20 protein-coding genes are annotated in these 16,247 nt (G+C 53.8%); 13 read left to right on the top strand and 7 right to left on the bottom strand.

Annotated elements, in window-relative coordinates:
- Window positions 1-38: 38 nt before the first annotated feature.
- The gene (locus IEW12_RS02005) at window positions 39-389 is read right to left on the bottom strand and encodes a S24 family peptidase (protein WP_188564315.1); all 351 of its coding nucleotides are present in this window, start codon (window positions 387-389) and stop codon (window positions 39-41) included.
- Between the two features lie 170 nt (window positions 390-559).
- On the opposite strand from IEW12_RS02005, the gene IEW12_RS02000 reads away from it, so the two are divergent.
- A complete protein-coding gene (locus IEW12_RS02000; protein ID WP_188564314.1) occupies window positions 560-949 on the top strand; it encodes an OsmC family protein in 390 nt (129 codons plus the stop codon).
- 37 nt (window positions 950-986) lie between these two features.
- On the opposite strand, the gene IEW12_RS01995 is transcribed toward IEW12_RS02000, so the two are convergent.
- Window positions 987-1,427 (bottom strand): hypothetical protein, encoded by a 441-nt coding sequence (locus tag IEW12_RS01995; RefSeq protein WP_188564313.1) that lies wholly within the window; start codon window positions 1,425-1,427, stop codon window positions 987-989.
- A gap of 237 nt (window positions 1,428-1,664) precedes the next feature.
- Between IEW12_RS01995 and IEW12_RS01990 the strand changes: the two genes are divergently transcribed.
- Window positions 1,665-2,336 (top strand): putative signal transducing protein, encoded by a 672-nt coding sequence (locus tag IEW12_RS01990; RefSeq protein WP_188564312.1) that lies wholly within the window; start codon window positions 1,665-1,667, stop codon window positions 2,334-2,336.
- Window positions 2,337-2,378: 42 nt separating this feature from the next.
- Here IEW12_RS01990 and IEW12_RS01985 read toward each other — a convergent pair whose 3' ends face one another.
- A complete protein-coding gene (locus tag IEW12_RS01985) occupies window positions 2,379-3,101 on the bottom strand; it encodes a substrate-binding periplasmic protein (RefSeq protein WP_188564311.1) in 723 nt (240 codons plus the stop codon).
- A 273-nt stretch (window positions 3,102-3,374) separates the two neighbouring features.
- Window positions 3,375-3,659: an HU family DNA-binding protein gene (locus IEW12_RS01980; RefSeq protein ID WP_188564310.1), complete on the bottom strand. Its 285-nt coding sequence runs from the start codon at window positions 3,657-3,659 to the stop codon at window positions 3,375-3,377.
- A gap of 436 nt (window positions 3,660-4,095) precedes the next feature.
- Here IEW12_RS01980 and IEW12_RS01975 point away from each other — a divergent pair, with 436 nt between their 5' ends.
- From IEW12_RS01975 to IEW12_RS01945, 7 genes are all read left to right on the top strand, one after another.
- Window positions 4,096-4,689, top strand: coding sequence for a TetR/AcrR family transcriptional regulator (locus tag IEW12_RS01975; protein WP_188564309.1), 594 nt, complete (start codon window positions 4,096-4,098; stop codon window positions 4,687-4,689).
- On the top strand, window positions 4,686-4,976 hold the full coding sequence (locus IEW12_RS01970; RefSeq protein ID WP_188564308.1) for a SelT/SelW/SelH family protein: 291 nt from the start codon (window positions 4,686-4,688) through the stop codon (window positions 4,974-4,976). Before IEW12_RS01975 ends, IEW12_RS01970 begins: the two co-directional genes overlap by 4 nt.
- Before the next feature lie 138 nt (window positions 4,977-5,114).
- Entirely contained in the window at window positions 5,115-5,480 is a 366-nt protein-coding gene (locus IEW12_RS01965; protein WP_188564307.1) for a VOC family protein, read from the top strand.
- Complete coding sequence (locus IEW12_RS01960; protein ID WP_188564306.1) at window positions 5,477-5,953, top strand: hypothetical protein; 477 nt, start codon at window positions 5,477-5,479, stop codon at window positions 5,951-5,953. The genes IEW12_RS01965 and IEW12_RS01960 overlap by 4 nt, the downstream gene beginning before the upstream one ends.
- An 87-nt stretch (window positions 5,954-6,040) precedes the next feature.
- The gene (locus IEW12_RS01955) at window positions 6,041-6,466 is read left to right on the top strand and encodes a hypothetical protein (RefSeq protein WP_188564305.1); all 426 of its coding nucleotides are present in this window, start codon (window positions 6,041-6,043) and stop codon (window positions 6,464-6,466) included.
- Complete coding sequence (locus IEW12_RS01950; RefSeq protein ID WP_188564304.1) at window positions 6,463-7,158, top strand: hypothetical protein; 696 nt, start codon at window positions 6,463-6,465, stop codon at window positions 7,156-7,158. The genes IEW12_RS01955 and IEW12_RS01950 overlap by 4 nt, the downstream gene beginning before the upstream one ends.
- A gap of 133 nt (window positions 7,159-7,291) precedes the next feature.
- A complete protein-coding gene (locus tag IEW12_RS01945; RefSeq protein WP_229750857.1) occupies window positions 7,292-7,876 on the top strand; it encodes a cysteine hydrolase family protein in 585 nt (194 codons plus the stop codon).
- Between the two features lie 31 nt (window positions 7,877-7,907).
- Here IEW12_RS01945 and IEW12_RS29050 read toward each other — a convergent pair whose 3' ends face one another.
- Window positions 7,908-9,983, bottom strand: a complete 2,076-nt coding sequence (locus IEW12_RS29050; protein ID WP_308789108.1) for a methyl-accepting chemotaxis protein — start codon at window positions 9,981-9,983, stop codon at window positions 7,908-7,910.
- A gap of 584 nt (window positions 9,984-10,567) precedes the next feature.
- On the opposite strand from IEW12_RS29050, the gene IEW12_RS01935 reads away from it, so the two are divergent.
- The 3 genes from IEW12_RS01935 to IEW12_RS01925 all read left to right on the top strand — a co-directional run bounded on the left by IEW12_RS01935 (window position 10,568) and on the right by IEW12_RS01925 (window position 13,878).
- A complete protein-coding gene (locus IEW12_RS01935; protein ID WP_188564303.1) occupies window positions 10,568-12,331 on the top strand; it encodes a chloride channel protein in 1,764 nt (587 codons plus the stop codon).
- Window positions 12,332-12,507: 176 nt separating this feature from the next.
- Window positions 12,508-12,912 carry a nuclear transport factor 2 family protein gene (locus IEW12_RS01930; RefSeq protein ID WP_188564302.1) on the top strand — a complete coding sequence of 135 codons (405 nt, stop codon included), beginning with the start codon at window positions 12,508-12,510 and terminating at the stop codon, window positions 12,910-12,912.
- Window positions 12,913-13,017: 105 nt separating this feature from the next.
- Window positions 13,018-13,878 (top strand): helix-turn-helix domain-containing protein, encoded by an 861-nt coding sequence (locus IEW12_RS01925; protein WP_188564301.1) that lies wholly within the window; start codon window positions 13,018-13,020, stop codon window positions 13,876-13,878.
- A 28-nt stretch (window positions 13,879-13,906) separates the two neighbouring features.
- On the opposite strand, the gene IEW12_RS01920 is transcribed toward IEW12_RS01925, so the two are convergent.
- Both IEW12_RS01920 and IEW12_RS01915 read right to left on the bottom strand, forming a co-directional pair.
- Complete coding sequence (locus tag IEW12_RS01920) at window positions 13,907-14,206, bottom strand: YciI family protein (RefSeq protein ID WP_188564300.1); 300 nt, start codon at window positions 14,204-14,206, stop codon at window positions 13,907-13,909.
- Window positions 14,207-14,310: 104 nt separating this feature from the next.
- Window positions 14,311-15,480 (bottom strand): HPP family protein, encoded by a 1,170-nt coding sequence (locus IEW12_RS01915; protein ID WP_188564299.1) that lies wholly within the window; start codon window positions 15,478-15,480, stop codon window positions 14,311-14,313.
- 227 nt (window positions 15,481-15,707) lie between these two features.
- On the opposite strand from IEW12_RS01915, the gene IEW12_RS01910 reads away from it, so the two are divergent.
- Complete coding sequence (locus tag IEW12_RS01910; RefSeq protein WP_229750856.1) at window positions 15,708-16,139, top strand: hypothetical protein; 432 nt, start codon at window positions 15,708-15,710, stop codon at window positions 16,137-16,139.
- Window positions 16,140-16,247: the final 108 nt, after the last annotated feature.

Below are 16,247 nucleotides of genomic sequence, written 5' to 3'. Positions count from 1 at the left end.
CCGCAGTGAAATGTAGGGAGCCTGATGGCATTGCCAGCCTAGCCGCCTTGCCTGTATATGAATTCGCCGCAGATTCTCAGCAAGCCTAGCTGTTCCGGGGGAAACCGTTGATCCGGGTAGGCTTCCTTATTGACGTTTTTACCTTCCAGCAGCCAGCTTCCATCCGCTTCTATCGATAATTGCCTTACCTGTAGCTTGCCGAGATACTCGATAGCGAATATTCTGCCGCTGCGCGGCACTGTCCTGGACGTGTCGAAGATCATGATATCTCCATTGATGATAAAGTCACCCATGGCATCATCATCGGCGTAAATGGCAATGGCGTCCTCAGGTGTGACCTTGAACTTCGTAAAGAAGCCCGGTTCTTTGATGAGATGACTAACGGCCATGATGAATTTCCAACCCAGCGATATTAAACAAATACAGTAGGAATCTATTGTAGTGCATTATGGTAATGTTGGTAGACTGTACATGAAATGATTTTTTGAGCGCAGGCTTGATAGGGCTCACAAAATTTGACATGGCTGGGTCCATACATATATCTAGAGAGAGGTTAAACGTGGAAATAAAAGTCAGCAAGGGGCAGGGCAAACTGCAGCATGTTATCGAAATTGGCGAGCACAAGCTGCTTACCGATGTATCGGCTGCCCTGGGTGGTGAAGATACCGGCGCCGAGCCGCATGATTTGCTGGCCGCCGCTCTCGGCGCATGCACGGCATTGACCGTGACCATGTACGCGCAGCGCAAGCAAATGGATTTGCAGGATATCGATGTGCGCATAGAGCATAGCCAGCAGGAAGATGTCTATGTATTCAAACGCAGAATCAGATATGTAGGTAATTTAACTGAAGCGGAGCAGGCCCGGCTGACGGAAATCGCCGGTAGATGTCCTGTGCACAGGACATTGATGGGGCAGATGCGTATTGATACGGAAACCGTCACGGGCTAGAGCGCGCCGGCTGGAGGCTGGATGCTGGGCCACGCCGTTAGCTGTATAAGTCCAGAAAGCCACCTACTGTTAAACTGGCCGATCCGGGCCGGGCGCTGCCATTGGCGGTGTTCTGGTTCAGGTTGGCGGCAGCGGCTTGGTGGGCAGCGCTGTTGACGGTGTTATTCGTGGAGCTACTGTCGGTACTGCCAGCTTTGTTCTGGGTCTGTAATTTGCCGGTGCTGCTTGCGCTGCCGTCTGTTGACTCTCCGGGCCTCGCATCGCCGACCTTTTCTATGCGCGTTTTCAGGCTGCTGATTTTGCTGGAGATGTCGTCTATCTGCGCCTTGCCTTCCGGGGTTTTCGCCGATGCACAGTTGACGCAGTCCGACAATTCTTTTTGATAGCGCTCCAGCTGTGCTTCCAGTGCCGCGCTTGCGGCGCCACTGCTGGCGGCGGCTGCCCCTGTGCCGGCGCTCGTCGTAATCGCTTGTACCATGATGGAGTCCCTTTGCTAAACCTGCGGATATGCGCTGATATTGAGGATGTTTTCACTATTAGTCGAAGCGGGTGGGGAAACCTTACGCCTTTAGTTAAATAAATTGATTTTTTACGGAATGCGGAACAAGGCGGGCGAATGCGGCGAAATTGCATCGCTGGCATGGCGAAACGCTTGCTATCTGTGCTACTTCTGGTAAAACATGTAGACCCTCAACGCAGATTGGGATTTAAGTCTATGACCGACGCAGAATTGGAAAAACTGGCGCCGAGAAGCCTGCGGCTGGCAGCCAGGCTGATGGATGTGGCACTTGTTTCGTTTGCTTGCTGGTTGTTTGCCTTATGGGAATTGATTTCTGCTGCTACGGCTTGCCTTGCCTGGATGGCGATGGTTATAGGCATAGATATGGTCAGCCCCGGCAGCAGTCCCGGTAAGCGCGTATTCAGGATCGCGGTGGCATCCGACCGTAACTTGCAAGCCTGCTCCAGATTGCAGGCGGCTGGCAGGAATTTACCTTTACTATTCTTGCCGGTGCTGGACTGGGGCTTTATATTTTGCCGTGACCGGCGCCGCATTGGCGACAATCTTTGCAATACCCTTGTCATCAAATCCATACACCTGCGGACGACAGACGCCGATCCTGCTGCAGAAAACACGCACGCTCAGGAGCAGATGTCATTGGAAACGATTGCCGTCTTCGGTTCCATGCTGGACGCAGAAATCCTGAGTGCCAGGCTGAATGCCGACGGAATACCGGCAATTGTTGTGGACGGCAACCTGGTGCAGGCATATTCGCTGATCGCAATCGCCGTTGGTGGCGTGCGGGTGCAAGTGATGGCAGAGCATGCGCAGCGGGCGCGCGAACTGCTGAAGGTGCTTAATGAAGGCGGGTTGATGATAGAGAGCTGAGTCCGTGCGGAATGCTCAAAGAGGAAAAAGCCTCAGACAAACCTAGCGGTATTTGGCGATGATATCTTCCGCCAATTTCTTTTTGCTGATGTTCTGGAAGGCTGTGGCCAGACGCGGGTAGGGGATTCTGGATTTCTTGGAGATGCCACATTCCACCATATTGGTTTCCAAGGCAAGCGGCTGGTCGGCAAACATGCTTTTGTTGGCCAGATTTCGCAAGAAATAGTGATAGTTGATGGAGTCGATAACACCGTATTTGCTGCGGTCGGCGATCATCTTTTTCAGCATGTTCAATTCCGTCGGCGCATCTTCACGGATCACTGAATGTGATTGCAGGGCCTTGTCCAATGATGGATAAGAATAGCCGGTGACGGTGCCCAGCACCTGTCCATTGAGCTCCTTGATATCTTTGATGTCGTCCGCGTCCCAGCGCCTGACAAGCAATTCTGTTGTCGAGAACATCGGGCCGCTCCAGTAAAAATCCGCGACGTTCTTGATCCATTTCTTGTTGACCAGGCAGATCACGTCTACGGTTCCATCTTGCAGTGCCGATTCTATGCGTTTGCGCGAAATGGCGATGCGGCTGGGAACAAGGCCGCTTTCCCGGGCAATCAGGTCTGGCAACTCTATGCCTATGCCGGATACGATGGCGCCGCTTTTATCGCGGAAGATATAAGGCTCGGGATTGGCTTCGTTGATGCCAAAGCGCAGAAGTTCTTCAGCATGGCTTGGCAGCATGCAGCAGCCCAGCATCAAACTCAGCATTTGACCTGCCAGCAGCGAAGACGATCTTTTTAAATTCATAAGATAGAAGACAGAATTGCCGTATTTTTGAATGGCCGCTGAGCGGCTAACTATCAAAAGCGGTTTCGGCGAAGGCAATCTGCCCGGCCCCGGCGCAAGAAGGCGCCATTATAGCCGCTCACTGTGAAGCCCGTTGGGCAGCGCTTTTTGTGATGAGGCGTGCAATTGCGAGGGACGTGAAAAAGGGGCCAGCGGCCCCTTGTCATTCCCAGAACGCTGGCGAATGCTTCTTGCTTACTTCTTCTTAGGATTCACAGCGGCTTTCAATGTTGCGCCGGCTGAGAATTTTGGTGATTTGGATGCTGCGATTTTGATCGCTTCGCCTGTCGATGGATTGCGGCCCTTACGTGCAGCACGTTTGGCTACAGAGAAAGTACCGAAACCGGTAATACCTACAGTGTCACCTTTTTTCAGGCGTTCTGTAATGATGTCGATCAGCGTGTTCACTGCATTGTTGGCAGCATTGGCGGACAATTCTGTACGCGCTGCGAATTCTGCAATCAGTTCACCTTTTTTCATAAAAACTCCATAGTTGTAAGAACGGATAGATTAGCACATGCTTGGCAATATGTAATGCCTGTAGGCAAATTCCTATGTAAATTTTTAGTAATTTTTCCTGTAAACACGGGCCTAGCGGGGAATTTCTGGCTAGACCGGGTGATAACTAGGTGGTTTTTTACAAATTGATGACAGCAGAGGGCTCGGTTGGGACCGGAAGGTTCGGGCTACAAGCCTGCTGAAAATCGGCCGCTGGTGAAAATATAGGGCCGCAATGACGGAAAAGCATGACTGAAGCATTTGGCAGTAACTGCATAATTTCCGCTTCATATTTTGGTTAGCCTCAAGGGGCGCATTCCATGAGTCCATGGAAAGATTTTTTTTACCTTGACTTATATGGCGTACGTACGTATTATTTCTTCGGCACACAACCGTATTTGCCGGAACAGGGATTACTATGCCGAAACCATCATCACGCGAGGCTTTGCTGGATGCAGGCTTGTCCGTCATGTTCAAACAAGGGTATGCCGCATCGGGCTTGCGCGACATCGTGGCAGCCGCCTCCACCCCTCTGGGATCATTTTCCAATCACTTCCGCTCTAAAGAAGCCTTCGCAGTGGAAGTGCTGGAGCGCTATACCACGCATATGCGTGAATTGATGGCGCCGACTTTGGGCAATAAGGCTCTAAGCCCTCTGGCTCGGATCAAAAGCTATCTGGAGATGATCAGTTGCAAGCAGAAGGACTCTGGGTGGTCGCGCGGTTGCCTGGTTGGCAATCTGGGCCTGGAAACCTCGGCGCACAGCGAAGAATTGCGCCAGCATTTGTCCGCTATCTTTGTCGAATGGCGCCGGCCATTTGCGGACTGTCTGCGTGAAGCGCAACAACTAGGCGAGATAGATTCGGATTTTCCGCCGGAGGACCTGGCGGATTTCCTGATCTCCGGCTGGCAAGGGGCGATGCTGCGCATGAAAGTGGATCGCAGCCCGCGTCCATTGGAACAATTCAAGAGTATGGCCTTTGCGACTTTTCTGAAAGGAAAGCAGGCATGATTTCCAATATTAATATTGGCGGCAGCGCCATCACCGCAGAGAGCGTCGCGCATGCGCACGCAGTAACCATCACTTATTGCCGGCCCTGCGGTTTTGCTGCAAGCGCCATCAATACTGCCGCCGCATTGAGAATGCAGCTTGGCCTGGATGCAGATTTGATATCCAGCAAGAGCGGTAAATTTGAAGTGTCGGTGAATGGGCGAGCAGTGGCAAAAAAGTCCGGATATGGTTTTCCCGAGGAATGGCAGATTGTGGATGCCGTTGCGGCGGCGTTGGAAATTGCCTGAGCTTGACGACTTGCTGAAAAATGATGGCGGCGGCAGCCGTATTAATTAATTACGGCAGATTTCATTGTAAAATATTTATCATCCAGGGCCGGGTTTCGGTTCTCTGTTCTTCCCTCCGTTTTTACATATGGAACAACGATGATACTTGGCTTACGCACCGTGATTTATCCCGCTCCTGATTTGCAGCAAGCGAAAGCCTGGTACGCCCAGGTATTGCAACAGCAGCCTTATTTTGACGAGCCTTTCTATGTTGGTTTTGCCGTCGGCGGTTTTGAGCTAGGCTTGATTCCTGACGCTGTGCCCGGCACTGACGGCAACCAGGCGCTGTGGGGGGTTGAAAATGTCGATACCGCATTGGCGAGGCTGCTGGAGCTCGGCGCCAGCGTGCTGGATGCGGTAAGCGAGGTCGGTGGCGGTATCCGCGTTGCGTCGGTCCGTGATCCCTTCGGCAACCGTTTCGGGATTATAGAAAATCCGCATTTCTCCAGGGATGCGGTGCAATGAGCAAGTCCTTGACCATCATCAAACGCGTGGCCGCGCTGATCCTGATGCTGAGCTTCTTCCTGCCGCTTTCTCAATGCTCGTCCAAATATGCAGAGCAGCGCCCCGGTACTGAAAGTGCTGCAGGTACGAGTGCCCAGACAAATAATGTGACCACGACAGATATCTCCGCCTATTCGGTATATCCGTGGCCCAGCGTAGCGAGCATCGCGGTATTGCTGCTGTTTGCCTGGCCTGCCGTTCTGCAATTAGGCCTGTGGCTCAAGCCTTCAGCCGGAACCAGGAGCTGGATGCTGCTGGAACTGCCTTTGATCGCATTGACTTTGAGCTTTATTGCCTTCCTGTGCGGCTGGGGACAGGGCTTGCGCTATGGTGCTTTTATCGCCTCGGGTGCCGCTGTTGCTTACGGTACTGCGACCTTTATCACCTTGACCGGATTGATGAAGGCACCGCGAGGGAGCGGGCAGGCAGCCTGAACGGATCTGCACGCCTGCGTATTGTGCCGTACGGTATACTCCCGGTTTTATGTCTTGATCGCGGCCAGACAGCCGCGCAGCTTTATTATGTCTTCAACCGCAACTTATCCCGCCATTGATACTGCCGTCCTGATCCGGGTACGGAATCGCCTGATTGAATATCTTGAAGTCGCTGCTTCGTTTGACGAGCAGCGCGAGTACCAGCGCAAGTCCCCCGAGACAAACGTACCGATGGAAGTTGTGCATCAATGGGAGGACTGGCTGACCGACGATTGGCAACAGCGCTACACCAGTCCGCCTTTCTCGGAAGCGGAGCTCGCCGCGATGACCAGTTACCAGCGGGTAGTAGATCCGCTGGCGAATGGGCTGATCGATGGAGTGCATGCGCCCTTGGCGGAACTGGAAATTTTGTGTGCGATGCCCGCGTGGCAGGAGTTGCGCCAGGCGGCCGCGGACGCTCTGGCGGTATTCATGCTGCGCGGAAAATTGCCGGAACAGGCGAAAATCCAGTGAGACAATTGCTTCAGGCACGCCAGCTTTTTGATACAGCAGTACGAATCGGCTGCGCCACATTACTTCTGTTGGGCAGTTTGATGCCGCTGGCCGGCTTCGCGCAGGAAGGAGCTGCGGTTGCCAAGCTTGCCGACCTGATGCTGATATTACGCGAGGCGCCGGGCTCCAATAAGTTGGACGATATCATCGTACCGGCAGAGCCGCTGAGCGCAGCGGATACCGGCTGGTTCGACTATCTCGGCGATATGCAGTTGCGATTTGTCTTTGACGCCGGAGCCAGCTTGCGTGATGCGTCAGCCGGCGATCTGCATTCACTACAGTTGAGCCCCAGCCAGGCGGTGAGGGTCGCCCTGCAAAATATCAAGCGTGTGTATGGTGAGCCGGAGGTGCGGCGCGGTAATGGCGGTCTGATGCTGATACAGGGGCGCTCCGCAGATTTTAGTGCCAGCTACCTGCTGGACAAGGAGCTTTGGCAGCAACTGCTGACACAGGCTCCCGGCGGCCTGGTAGTGGCTGCGCCTAAGCGGGGAGGCCTGCTGTTTACACCGCTGGCTGACGGCAAATCGGTAGAGCGCTTGCGCAAACTGATCGTGCCGCTGCAAGCCAGCAGCGAGCAGGGAAAGCTATCCTCCGCCCTGTATTTGTTCAAAGATGGCCGCTGGACGATTTTTCAAGCGCCATCGGGCGAATAGCGGCTACCTGCAGCGCTTGATTTCATGATGCACCGAATTGTCCCAATTTGTCCGCTATTGGTCGCGGCATGGTGCACTCTTGAGCTGGGGCAAGGCATAAAATTCTTTCCTACACCCACCCGAAAGAATCGCCATGCCTATTGCAAACAATTCCTCCGCTCTGCTGGTCATTGATGTCCAGGAGTCATTCCGTCATTCTGCTTACTGGCGCGAAGATGACCTGGGCGATTATCTGGCAAACCAGAATCGCCTGATCGCCGGCGCCCGCGAAGCTGGTGTGACTGTAGTACGGATATTCCACGCCGACATCGGCATGCCTGAGTTTCCGCACTTCGATCCCGCATCAGGCTATCTGGTCGCCATGTCCGGTAGTGACCCCTATGCAGACCATACCGTGCAAAAGCAGGTCCATAGTGCGATGGTTGGTACCGGCCTGAGCGAGTGGCTGCAGGCGCGCGGCATAGCAAAACTGATTGTGTCAGGCATACGGACTGAGCAATGTTGCGAGACAACGACAAGAAATGCGTCTGACCTGGGATTTCAGGTTGACTATGTGACGGAGGCGACACTGACTTTCCCAATGCGGCATTTTGCTTCCGGCCGGGTGTTTGATCCTGCAGAAATCAAGGAAAGAACGGAGCTGGTACTGGAAAAGCGCTTTGCGCGAATTTGCACCGTGGATCAGGCGCTGGAAGGAATGCGCGATTCCGGACGCTAGCTTGCTGCCGGAATCGCATAATGCATAGAGGCTAGCGAGTGCGGCCTGATGTGAGAGCAGGGCGCCTGACAGGCACTGCAGCTTTCGTTACAAGCCTGGACGCCGGAGCGGCCATGCCTGCCGTGCTTGCCTGTTCTGCAATTTTGAATACGCTCACCGATTCGCTCAATGCGATCGCCTGCTCCTTCATGCTTTCGGCGGCGGCCGCCGCTTGCTCCACCAGGGCCGCATTTTGCTGCGTAATTTCATCCATGTGCGTAATGGCGATATTCACCTGCTCGATGCCGTCGCTTTGCTCCTGGCTGGCGGTCGTGATTTCACCCATGATGTCGGCGACGTGCTGTACGCTGGCCACGATTTCATCCATGGTCTTGCCGGCTTCATCCACCAGCCTGCCGCCCAGATCCACTTTATCTACCGAGTCGCCGATCAGAGTTTTGATCTCTTTGGCGGCGGCTGCACTGCGTTGTGCCAGATTGCGGACTTCCGTCGCAACCACGGCAAAGCCGCGGCCCTGTTCGCCGGCGCGCGCTGCTTCTACAGCGGCGTTCAGCGCCAGGATATTGGTCTGGAAAGCGATCCCATCGATAACGCCTATGATATCGACAATCTTGCGCGAGCTATCCTTGATCGAGTTCATCGTATCAACCACCTGGCCTACTACTGCGCCGCCTTTGACGGCAACGCTGCTGGCGGATACTACCAGTTGATTCGCCTGGCGCGCATTGTCCGCGTTTTGCTTGACGGTGCTGGTCAGCTCTTCCATCGAACTGGCGGTTTCTTCCAGCGAACTGGCTTGCGATTCGGTACGGTTGGACAGGTCGGCATTGCCGCTGGCGATTTCCTGCGACGTGACGGTAATGGTTTCCGTGCCTGCACGCACGCGGCCGATGACATTACTGAGGCCCTGGTTGATTCCATCCATGGCCGTCATCAGCTTGCCGATTTCGTCGTCGCGGCGGGCGTAGATCGTGCTGCTCAGGTCGCCGGTTGCCATTTGTTCAGCCATGCGGGTCGCAAAGCCCAGCGGATTGGTGATCATGCGATGGATGGCATAGTAAAGCAGTATCGCGATTGCCAATATCAGCACCACAGCCAGGATGCCGTACTTGATCAGCAGGTCCGTGCTTTCCTTAGTAATCTCGCTGGAGTAAACATCGCCAACCAGCAGCCAGTTCATGCTCTTGATCTGTGAAAATACTGCGATCCTGTTTTTAGCGCTGGTCGCTCCGGCATTCTTGTCTGCCCAGGAATATTCGATGAAGCCGTCCTTGCGCTCCATCATTTCCTTGATGATTTCACGTCCATTGGCATCTTTCCTGTCCAGCACATTGTCTTGTTCTTTTTCTTTGTCAATCACCAGGTTGCCATTGGTCTTGCCGGCTTTCTGGTCAACGGCAAAAAAGAATCCGGTATCTCCGATCTTGATTGCCTTGACGCGATCCTTCAACTGCTTCAAATCTTCACTGATATCAATGCCGATGAACAACACGGCAATGACACTGCCCGCCGCATCCTTGACGGGCTCATACACCGTCATCATGTCTTTGCCGAATAGCTTGGTCATGCCGGTAAAGGTTTCACCTCTGGATAAAACAGGATATGCAGGGCTGGTTTTGTCCAGTAGCGTGCCGATCGCACGTTCGCCATTTTCCTTTTTTACCGAGGTAGACACACGCAGAAAGTCTTCACCATCTTTGACGAAGACAGTGGCGGTTGCTCCGCTTTGGGCTGTGAACTGGTCAACAACCGTGTAATTCAGGTTGACGGTGCCGTCTCCATTCTTGAGGGTAGGCACGGACTTTCCTGCGACATCAATCTTGTTTCCCGCATCCAGGGAAAAAGCAGGCGCAAAACTGGACTTGAAGATTTTGCTGATGCGCGTGGCATCGCTCTTCACGGTTTTGTCGAACATTTCAAACATGCCGTTGACGCTCGACATCTGTTGAGACAGATCAAAGATGGAGCGGTTTTCCAGCAAGTGAAAGGTCGCATTTCCAATGGCGCCGGTAAAGGCGGCAAACACCATGACCAGCATGGCAAAAGTGAAAAACGCAAATTTTTCACCAACCCCCCAAAGGCGTGGGTTGAGTATTTTATTCAACATAATGATTTTCCGTTTTTTTGATGATGCGTTTTTCCTGCAGTAGCGTGTCAGCCAGGCGCTAATAGGAACACATTGATTCGCATATTTTTTATAGCCGGATATTGCGGGCGCAATATTGCAGTACTGACGCAGCGCTGATCGGCGTTGGTCGACTGTCTAATTAGTGGGCTGTGCGAAGGCGCCATTTTAGCGTTCTATTTGTTGCTGTGGGTAAATTTTTGTGAAATATAGTGAATTTTTGCGGGATGAATAATCATTGTAGTAAGTAATTTTTCTAAAAGACTATTTTTTCTCAACATATTGTTTTTAAAAAGAAAATTATTCTCAGGTCGCAGGTGGCAGGTCTCGTCCCGGGTGGCGTCTTACACATGTAGGGGCAACGCTTAGTCCTGAATTGTTGTCTGGAAAATATATCATGTTATGATATATTGTGGCCTCTTTTTATCCCGGATAAGTCGGATGTTCTGACCTGTTTTCGCGATCTACAGTGTGCGGACATATCTTGGCCGGCCGCTGGCCTTGTGGAAAAACGGGGCAGAACTCTCCGGGAATATCATTTTTTTAATAGCCATCTTTGCCTACACATGTCTTCCCATTTGCACTTGCATAAGCGTGACTTTGCCGGAGATGCTCGCTTGCTCCGGATTTCCCTGATCGCAACGGTTATAGGCGGCTGCGGCACTGTTGCTGCATTCGTCTTGCTGAACCTGATCCGTTTGTTTACCAATTTGTTCTTTTATCAGGCATTTTCATTTTCCGCGCGTTCACCTGCAGATCATCACCTGGGTCTCTGGGTTATCTTGCTGCCGGTGACAGGCGGCCTGATTGTCGGGCTCATTGCCCGCTTCGGATCGGAGAAAATCCGGGGGCATGGCATCCCAGAGGCGATAGAAGCAATCCTGTTTGGAAAAAGCAAGATGTCGCTCAAAGTGGCCATTCTTAAACCTTTGTCATCCGGCATCGTCATCGGCAGCGGGGGGCCTTTCGGGGCAGAGGGCCCCATCATCATGACTGGCGGTGCAATCGGTTCTTTAATCGCGCAGCTATTTCACTTGACTGCGGCAGAACGCAAAACCCTGCTAGTGGCTGGAGCTACCGCCGGCATGACGGCGGTCTTTGGCACTCCTGTCGCGGCGGTATTGCTGGCAATCGAACTGCTGCTATTTGAGCTGCGCCCACGCAGCCTGCTACCGGTGATCATCGCTTGTGCCGTGGCCGGATTTACCCGGCCCCTGCTGCTGGAGAGCGGCCCTCTATTTCCGCTGCTTACTCCGGAAATCGGGCTGAATGCCTTGGCTCCCTGCCTGCTCGCAGGGATCTTGGGAGGAGCGCTGTCTGCCTTCATGTCGACCGCACTGTACCGGGTTGAAGACCTGTTTGGGAAATTGCCGCTGCACTGGCCCTGGTGGCCTGCTCTAGGTGGTCTCGCTGTCGGTGTCGGAGGCTATCTGGAGCCGCGGGCGCTTGGCGTTGGCTATGATGTTATTGGCGATCTGCTTCACAATCAGCTTGCGCTACAGCTAGTGCTGGCATTGCTGCTTGTAAAAGCAATCATATGGGTGATTGCTCTTGGTTCGGGCACATCCGGTGGCGTGCTGGCTCCGCTGCTGATCATCGGTGCGGGACTTGGGTCCGTGCTTGCTCCATGGCTGCCGGGTGATAATGCTCAGTTGTGGCCTTTGGTCTGCATGGCAGCAGTGCTGGCGGGCGTCCTTGGGGCACCGCTGACTGCGGCAGTGTTTGCATTTGGCTTGACTCATGATGTCAATGCCTTATTGCCGCTGCTATTGACCACCGGTGTGTCCTACGGCTTCACGGTCATGACTATGCGCCGCTCCATCATGACCGAGAAAATTGCCCGCCGCGGCTACCATATCTACCGGGAATATGGCGTCGATCCGCTGGAGCGCCAGCACGTTGATGAGGTGATGACGCAAAAGCTTGAAGTCATCCCTGCGGATCTGCCGGCAGATACTGCGCTGGCCCATTATTTCGGCGCACAGCAGATTCACCGCTGCTATCCTGTGGTCGACAAGGAAAACCGTTTGGTGGGGATGGCGGAGCGAAGCAGTTTTACTCAACTGGAAGATGGTAGCGTCACTGTATCCACACTGTTTAACACGGACCGTAGCAATGTCGGTGTGGAGCTGCTTGCATTTCCGCACGAGACTTGCAGGGTAGTTGCTGCCCGCATGGCTGCCCATCACGTCGAGCGTCTGGCTGTCGTGTCGGATCTTGAGACCCGCAAATTGCTCGGCATCGTCAGCCGCAGCGATCTCATCAAGCCGTCACGGAATTTTTTCGAAGAGGAACATAAGCGCGAGCGTTTCATTCGCCGGTCGGTGTAAAATCGTTTATGCCTTGCTCCCATCGCCGGTTTGCCGATTTTGATTACCTGGCACGTAATCGACAGCCTTCACTGCTGCCGAGAAAATAGGAACCTGGATGGCGCCTGACTTGCCTGCGGGTTTTGCAGGATGCGTCCATCTCTCTTTTTTCTCTTCCGACTTCAGGAGCTTGCATCATGACAAAAATCACGAACGACGCCATTACAGCTAGTCACCTTGCCGACAATGCCACCCAGATCGCCGACAACTATATTGCAGTGTGGAACGAAAACGATGCGCTTCGCCGTGGCGAGCTGATCGCCAGGCTGTTTACCGCCGATGCCGACTATGCCGATCCGATGATGCGCAGCAGTGGCCATGCCGGCTTGAATGGCATGATAGGCTCGGTTCAGCAACAGTTCCCCGGTTTGCTGTTTGGCTTGCACGGCGGGCAGGACAGCCACAATGACGTCGTGCGTTTTTCCTGGGCATTGGGTGCAGAAGGCGCGCCACCAGTTGCTTATGGGACCGATATCGTCGTGCTCGCTGCAGATGGCCGTATCAGCAAGATTACCGGGTTTCTGGATGCAGTGGCGGCATAGTGTTCAAGCTACGCCGCAGCATCAATGAATGGTAGATTATCGGCAGGGCGGATTTCACCGGTATTTGCCATGACCGCCGCAATCCATCTATTTCGGAGACAGGGTATGGGAGCAGCCCAGCTAAAAATAGCCCCGGGGCGGGAAGCGCCTGCGCCCAGGGACCGGTATTTCAGTGATTTTTCGACCGCGCTACGCTACTGGCGCGATAAGCGCGGCTTTAGCCAGTTGCGCTTGTCTACCGAGAGCAATATCTCGCAACGGCATATCAGCTTTTTGGAGAGTGGACGTTCGCAGCCAAGCAGGGAATTGATTCTGAAGCTGGGTACCGTACTGGACAATTCCCTGCGCCAGCGCAATGTCATGTTGCTGGCTGCAGGTTTTGCTCCCGCCTATCAGGAGAGGAAATTGTCCGATCCCGAATTGAATTCGGTCAAGCAGGCTTTGGATTTCATGCTGGCACAGCAGGCGCCATATCCGGCCCTGGTGGTTGACCGTTTGTGGAATCTGGTGATGACCAATGGGCCGGCGGCGATGATGATGAAATGGCTGCTGGACCTGCCGGACAATCAGCCTTTGCCGCGCGAGGGCGTGAATGTGCTGAAATTGATACTGGATCCTGCCGGCGTCAGGAAGTACCTGGTCAATTGGGAAGACGTGTGCGCTGATCTGCTGCAATGGATACAAAGGGAGGCAATGGGGGATGGTCCCGGCAGCGAAGCGACGCATTTGCTGGAAGAGCTGATTGCTCTGCCTGGGGTACAGGCGGCAACGCAGGCCCCCAATCTGGATACGCGCGCCTTGCCCTTTCTGGCCGTAAGCATTCGGAAGGCAGATGTGGAACTGAAACTGTTCACTACGATCACCACCATGGGTACTCCGCATGATGTGACCGTGCATGAATTGCGGATAGAGTCTTTCTTCCCGGCCGATGCAGCAACCGCTGCCTGGTTCAAGGCCAGGGCTTAGCGGCTTCGCTGATTTTGGCGGCGCAGCCTTATTCCGGAAAGCCTGCCTTTTGCGGCCACAGGTTCACAAACGGTAAAACGGATGCACTGCCGTACACTCCGCCTTGTGTAAATGGCTCCTGTGCCTGCCATTGCAGAGCAGCTTCACGGTTCGGGAAGTCAATTGCGAGCAGACTGCCCAGCATGGCCTTGCCGTCTTCGCTGGTCAGCGGCCCGGCAAAGGCGATGCGGTCCGCTACTTCTGCGAGGTAGGCTTTGTGCAGCGGTCGCAGTTGCGTGCGCAACTCCAGTGATCCGGGTTTGTCTAGCAAGTGAAATACATAAATCATGATCTGTTCTTTCGTGAGACGGCGTATCTTTTGCCGCCAAAATTAGGTGGGCATTGATACATTATGCGGCAGATCGGTTTTCAATGCGGCTTCAATGTAACGCGCTAAGCCTTCTCCAATCCGGCTTCAAACAGGGCGGCAATCATGTCTGACTGGGTAATCATGCCCAGCAGCTTATTTTGGTCGTCCACGATCAGCAGTTGATGCATTTCCTGGTCTGACATTAGCGGCACCAGCTCTACGATGGGTTTGCTGACGTGTACCGTCTGTATTTCTGTCGTCATGATCTGGCCCGCAACTTCCGGCTTGGTGGAATGCGTGTGCCGGGTGCGGCGTATGAAATTCGCCAGCTTGCTGCCGGTCTCTGCGTGGTTTTGCAATTGGGCATGGCGCAAGAAACTGTCGGTGGTGACGATGCCGAGCACGCGCCGGGTGCGGTCGATGATGGGCAATGCGTGCAAACGGTGCTGCCACATCAGTTGCCATGCTTCTTCCAGCGGGGTGGCAAATTCTGCGGTAATCAATTCACTGGACATGATTTCCCCGCAACTGACTGCACCGAAGCGGCGCTGATGAGCCAGCATTTCTGTTTGCAGCAAGATCGCTTCCAGGTCGTCCCGGCTGACGTCCAGCACCTGATTATATTTTCGCAATGCCGCATCCAGATCTTCCGGGGTAAAACCGAGCCGGTTGGTGGGAACCGCATTGCTGGTTTCATGCTTGTTCTTATGTTCGAGCTGCTGGGGGTGAGGGTAGCGCCTGCCTGTGGTGTTGTTGAAGAAGATGGCGGTAAGTACCATCAGCAAGGAGTTCACCGCGACAGGCACGAGGACAAATTGGAAGCCCAGCGCATGAATGACCGGGCCGCCAAGGACTGCAGTCAGAGCCACGGCTCCACTGGGCGGATGCAGGCATCTTGCGGTAAACATGGCCGCGATAGACAGTGCTACCGCAATTGAGGCTGCGATGGCGGGGTCTTTGAATACCTTGGCGCAAGCGACACCAATGATGGCAGACAGGAAATTGCCTCCGATAATGGACCAGGGCTGGGCCAGCGGGCTGGCGGGAACGGCAAAAAGCAGCACTGCGGACGCACCCATAGGCGCAATCAGCCATATCGCCGCCGGGTCCCGTCCTAGCAGCATATAGCTGACGATGGCGGTCAATACCATGCCAAACAAGGCGCCCGCGCAAGCGCGCATGCGTTCGAAGCGATTGACGGGACTGGCGGAGGGCAGGAAGCTATGCAACCATTGCAGCAGGGGTTCTTTCATTTTCGGCTAATCTTTTCTACAAATACGGAGTGCGTGTTACCAATTCAGGTCCGCAATTACATCACAATGTGATGTAATTTGCTTGCGCCTCACTTTCAACTCACTTGCGACAGGCTGACAAAGCGTTTTTTTGACAAGTTTTTAATGCTATAGGCAAAGTCGGACAATTTCTCGGGGCGATCTTGAGATACTCTATGTGCTGACAAATTAAACCGATATAAGCAGCAATGAGCGATCTGAATAAAGATAGTAATCAAGATATTGAACACGATAGCAGCATAGGACCACAACCGGAATATCCCTGGATAGTGCTGACCACGACTTATGACGTGGAGATGTGGATAGACAACTACAACCGCGAATTGCAGCGTGTCATCAGTGACAAGAATCCTGTTGGATACGGCATCTGCTTCAGCCTGCTGCATGGCGGAGAAATTTATCTACACACCACGTCCGAGGGAGAGATTGTTCTTGATGTCACACCAGAAGCGGAATGGGTTGCACCGGTAATTACCGCGACGACGCAGATACATGCACCGAGCGGCCAGATCTGGGCCTTGCCGGGCGAGGTATTGACGCAGATGATCCTGGGATTGAGCACATTGATTGCTTCCACCAGGCTCGTCACCCGGCATGACTTCAAAATCAGGAAATATTAGGCACTAGCCGCTATGGCGGCTTGGTGGCATGGTAGATACAAAAATTTGCACGAGGGCAATACTGCTTGCCTGGCGGTCCTGGTATAGGGTGCGGCATAGTGCGATTTG

It is taken from the genome of Parundibacterium terreum (genome assembly GCF_014636315.1).
Taxonomy (GTDB): Bacteria; Pseudomonadota; Gammaproteobacteria; order Burkholderiales; family Burkholderiaceae_D; genus Undibacterium; species Undibacterium terreum.
The sequence above is the reverse complement of the archived record's forward strand: the minus strand, read 5'-3'. Positions and strand labels throughout refer to the sequence as shown.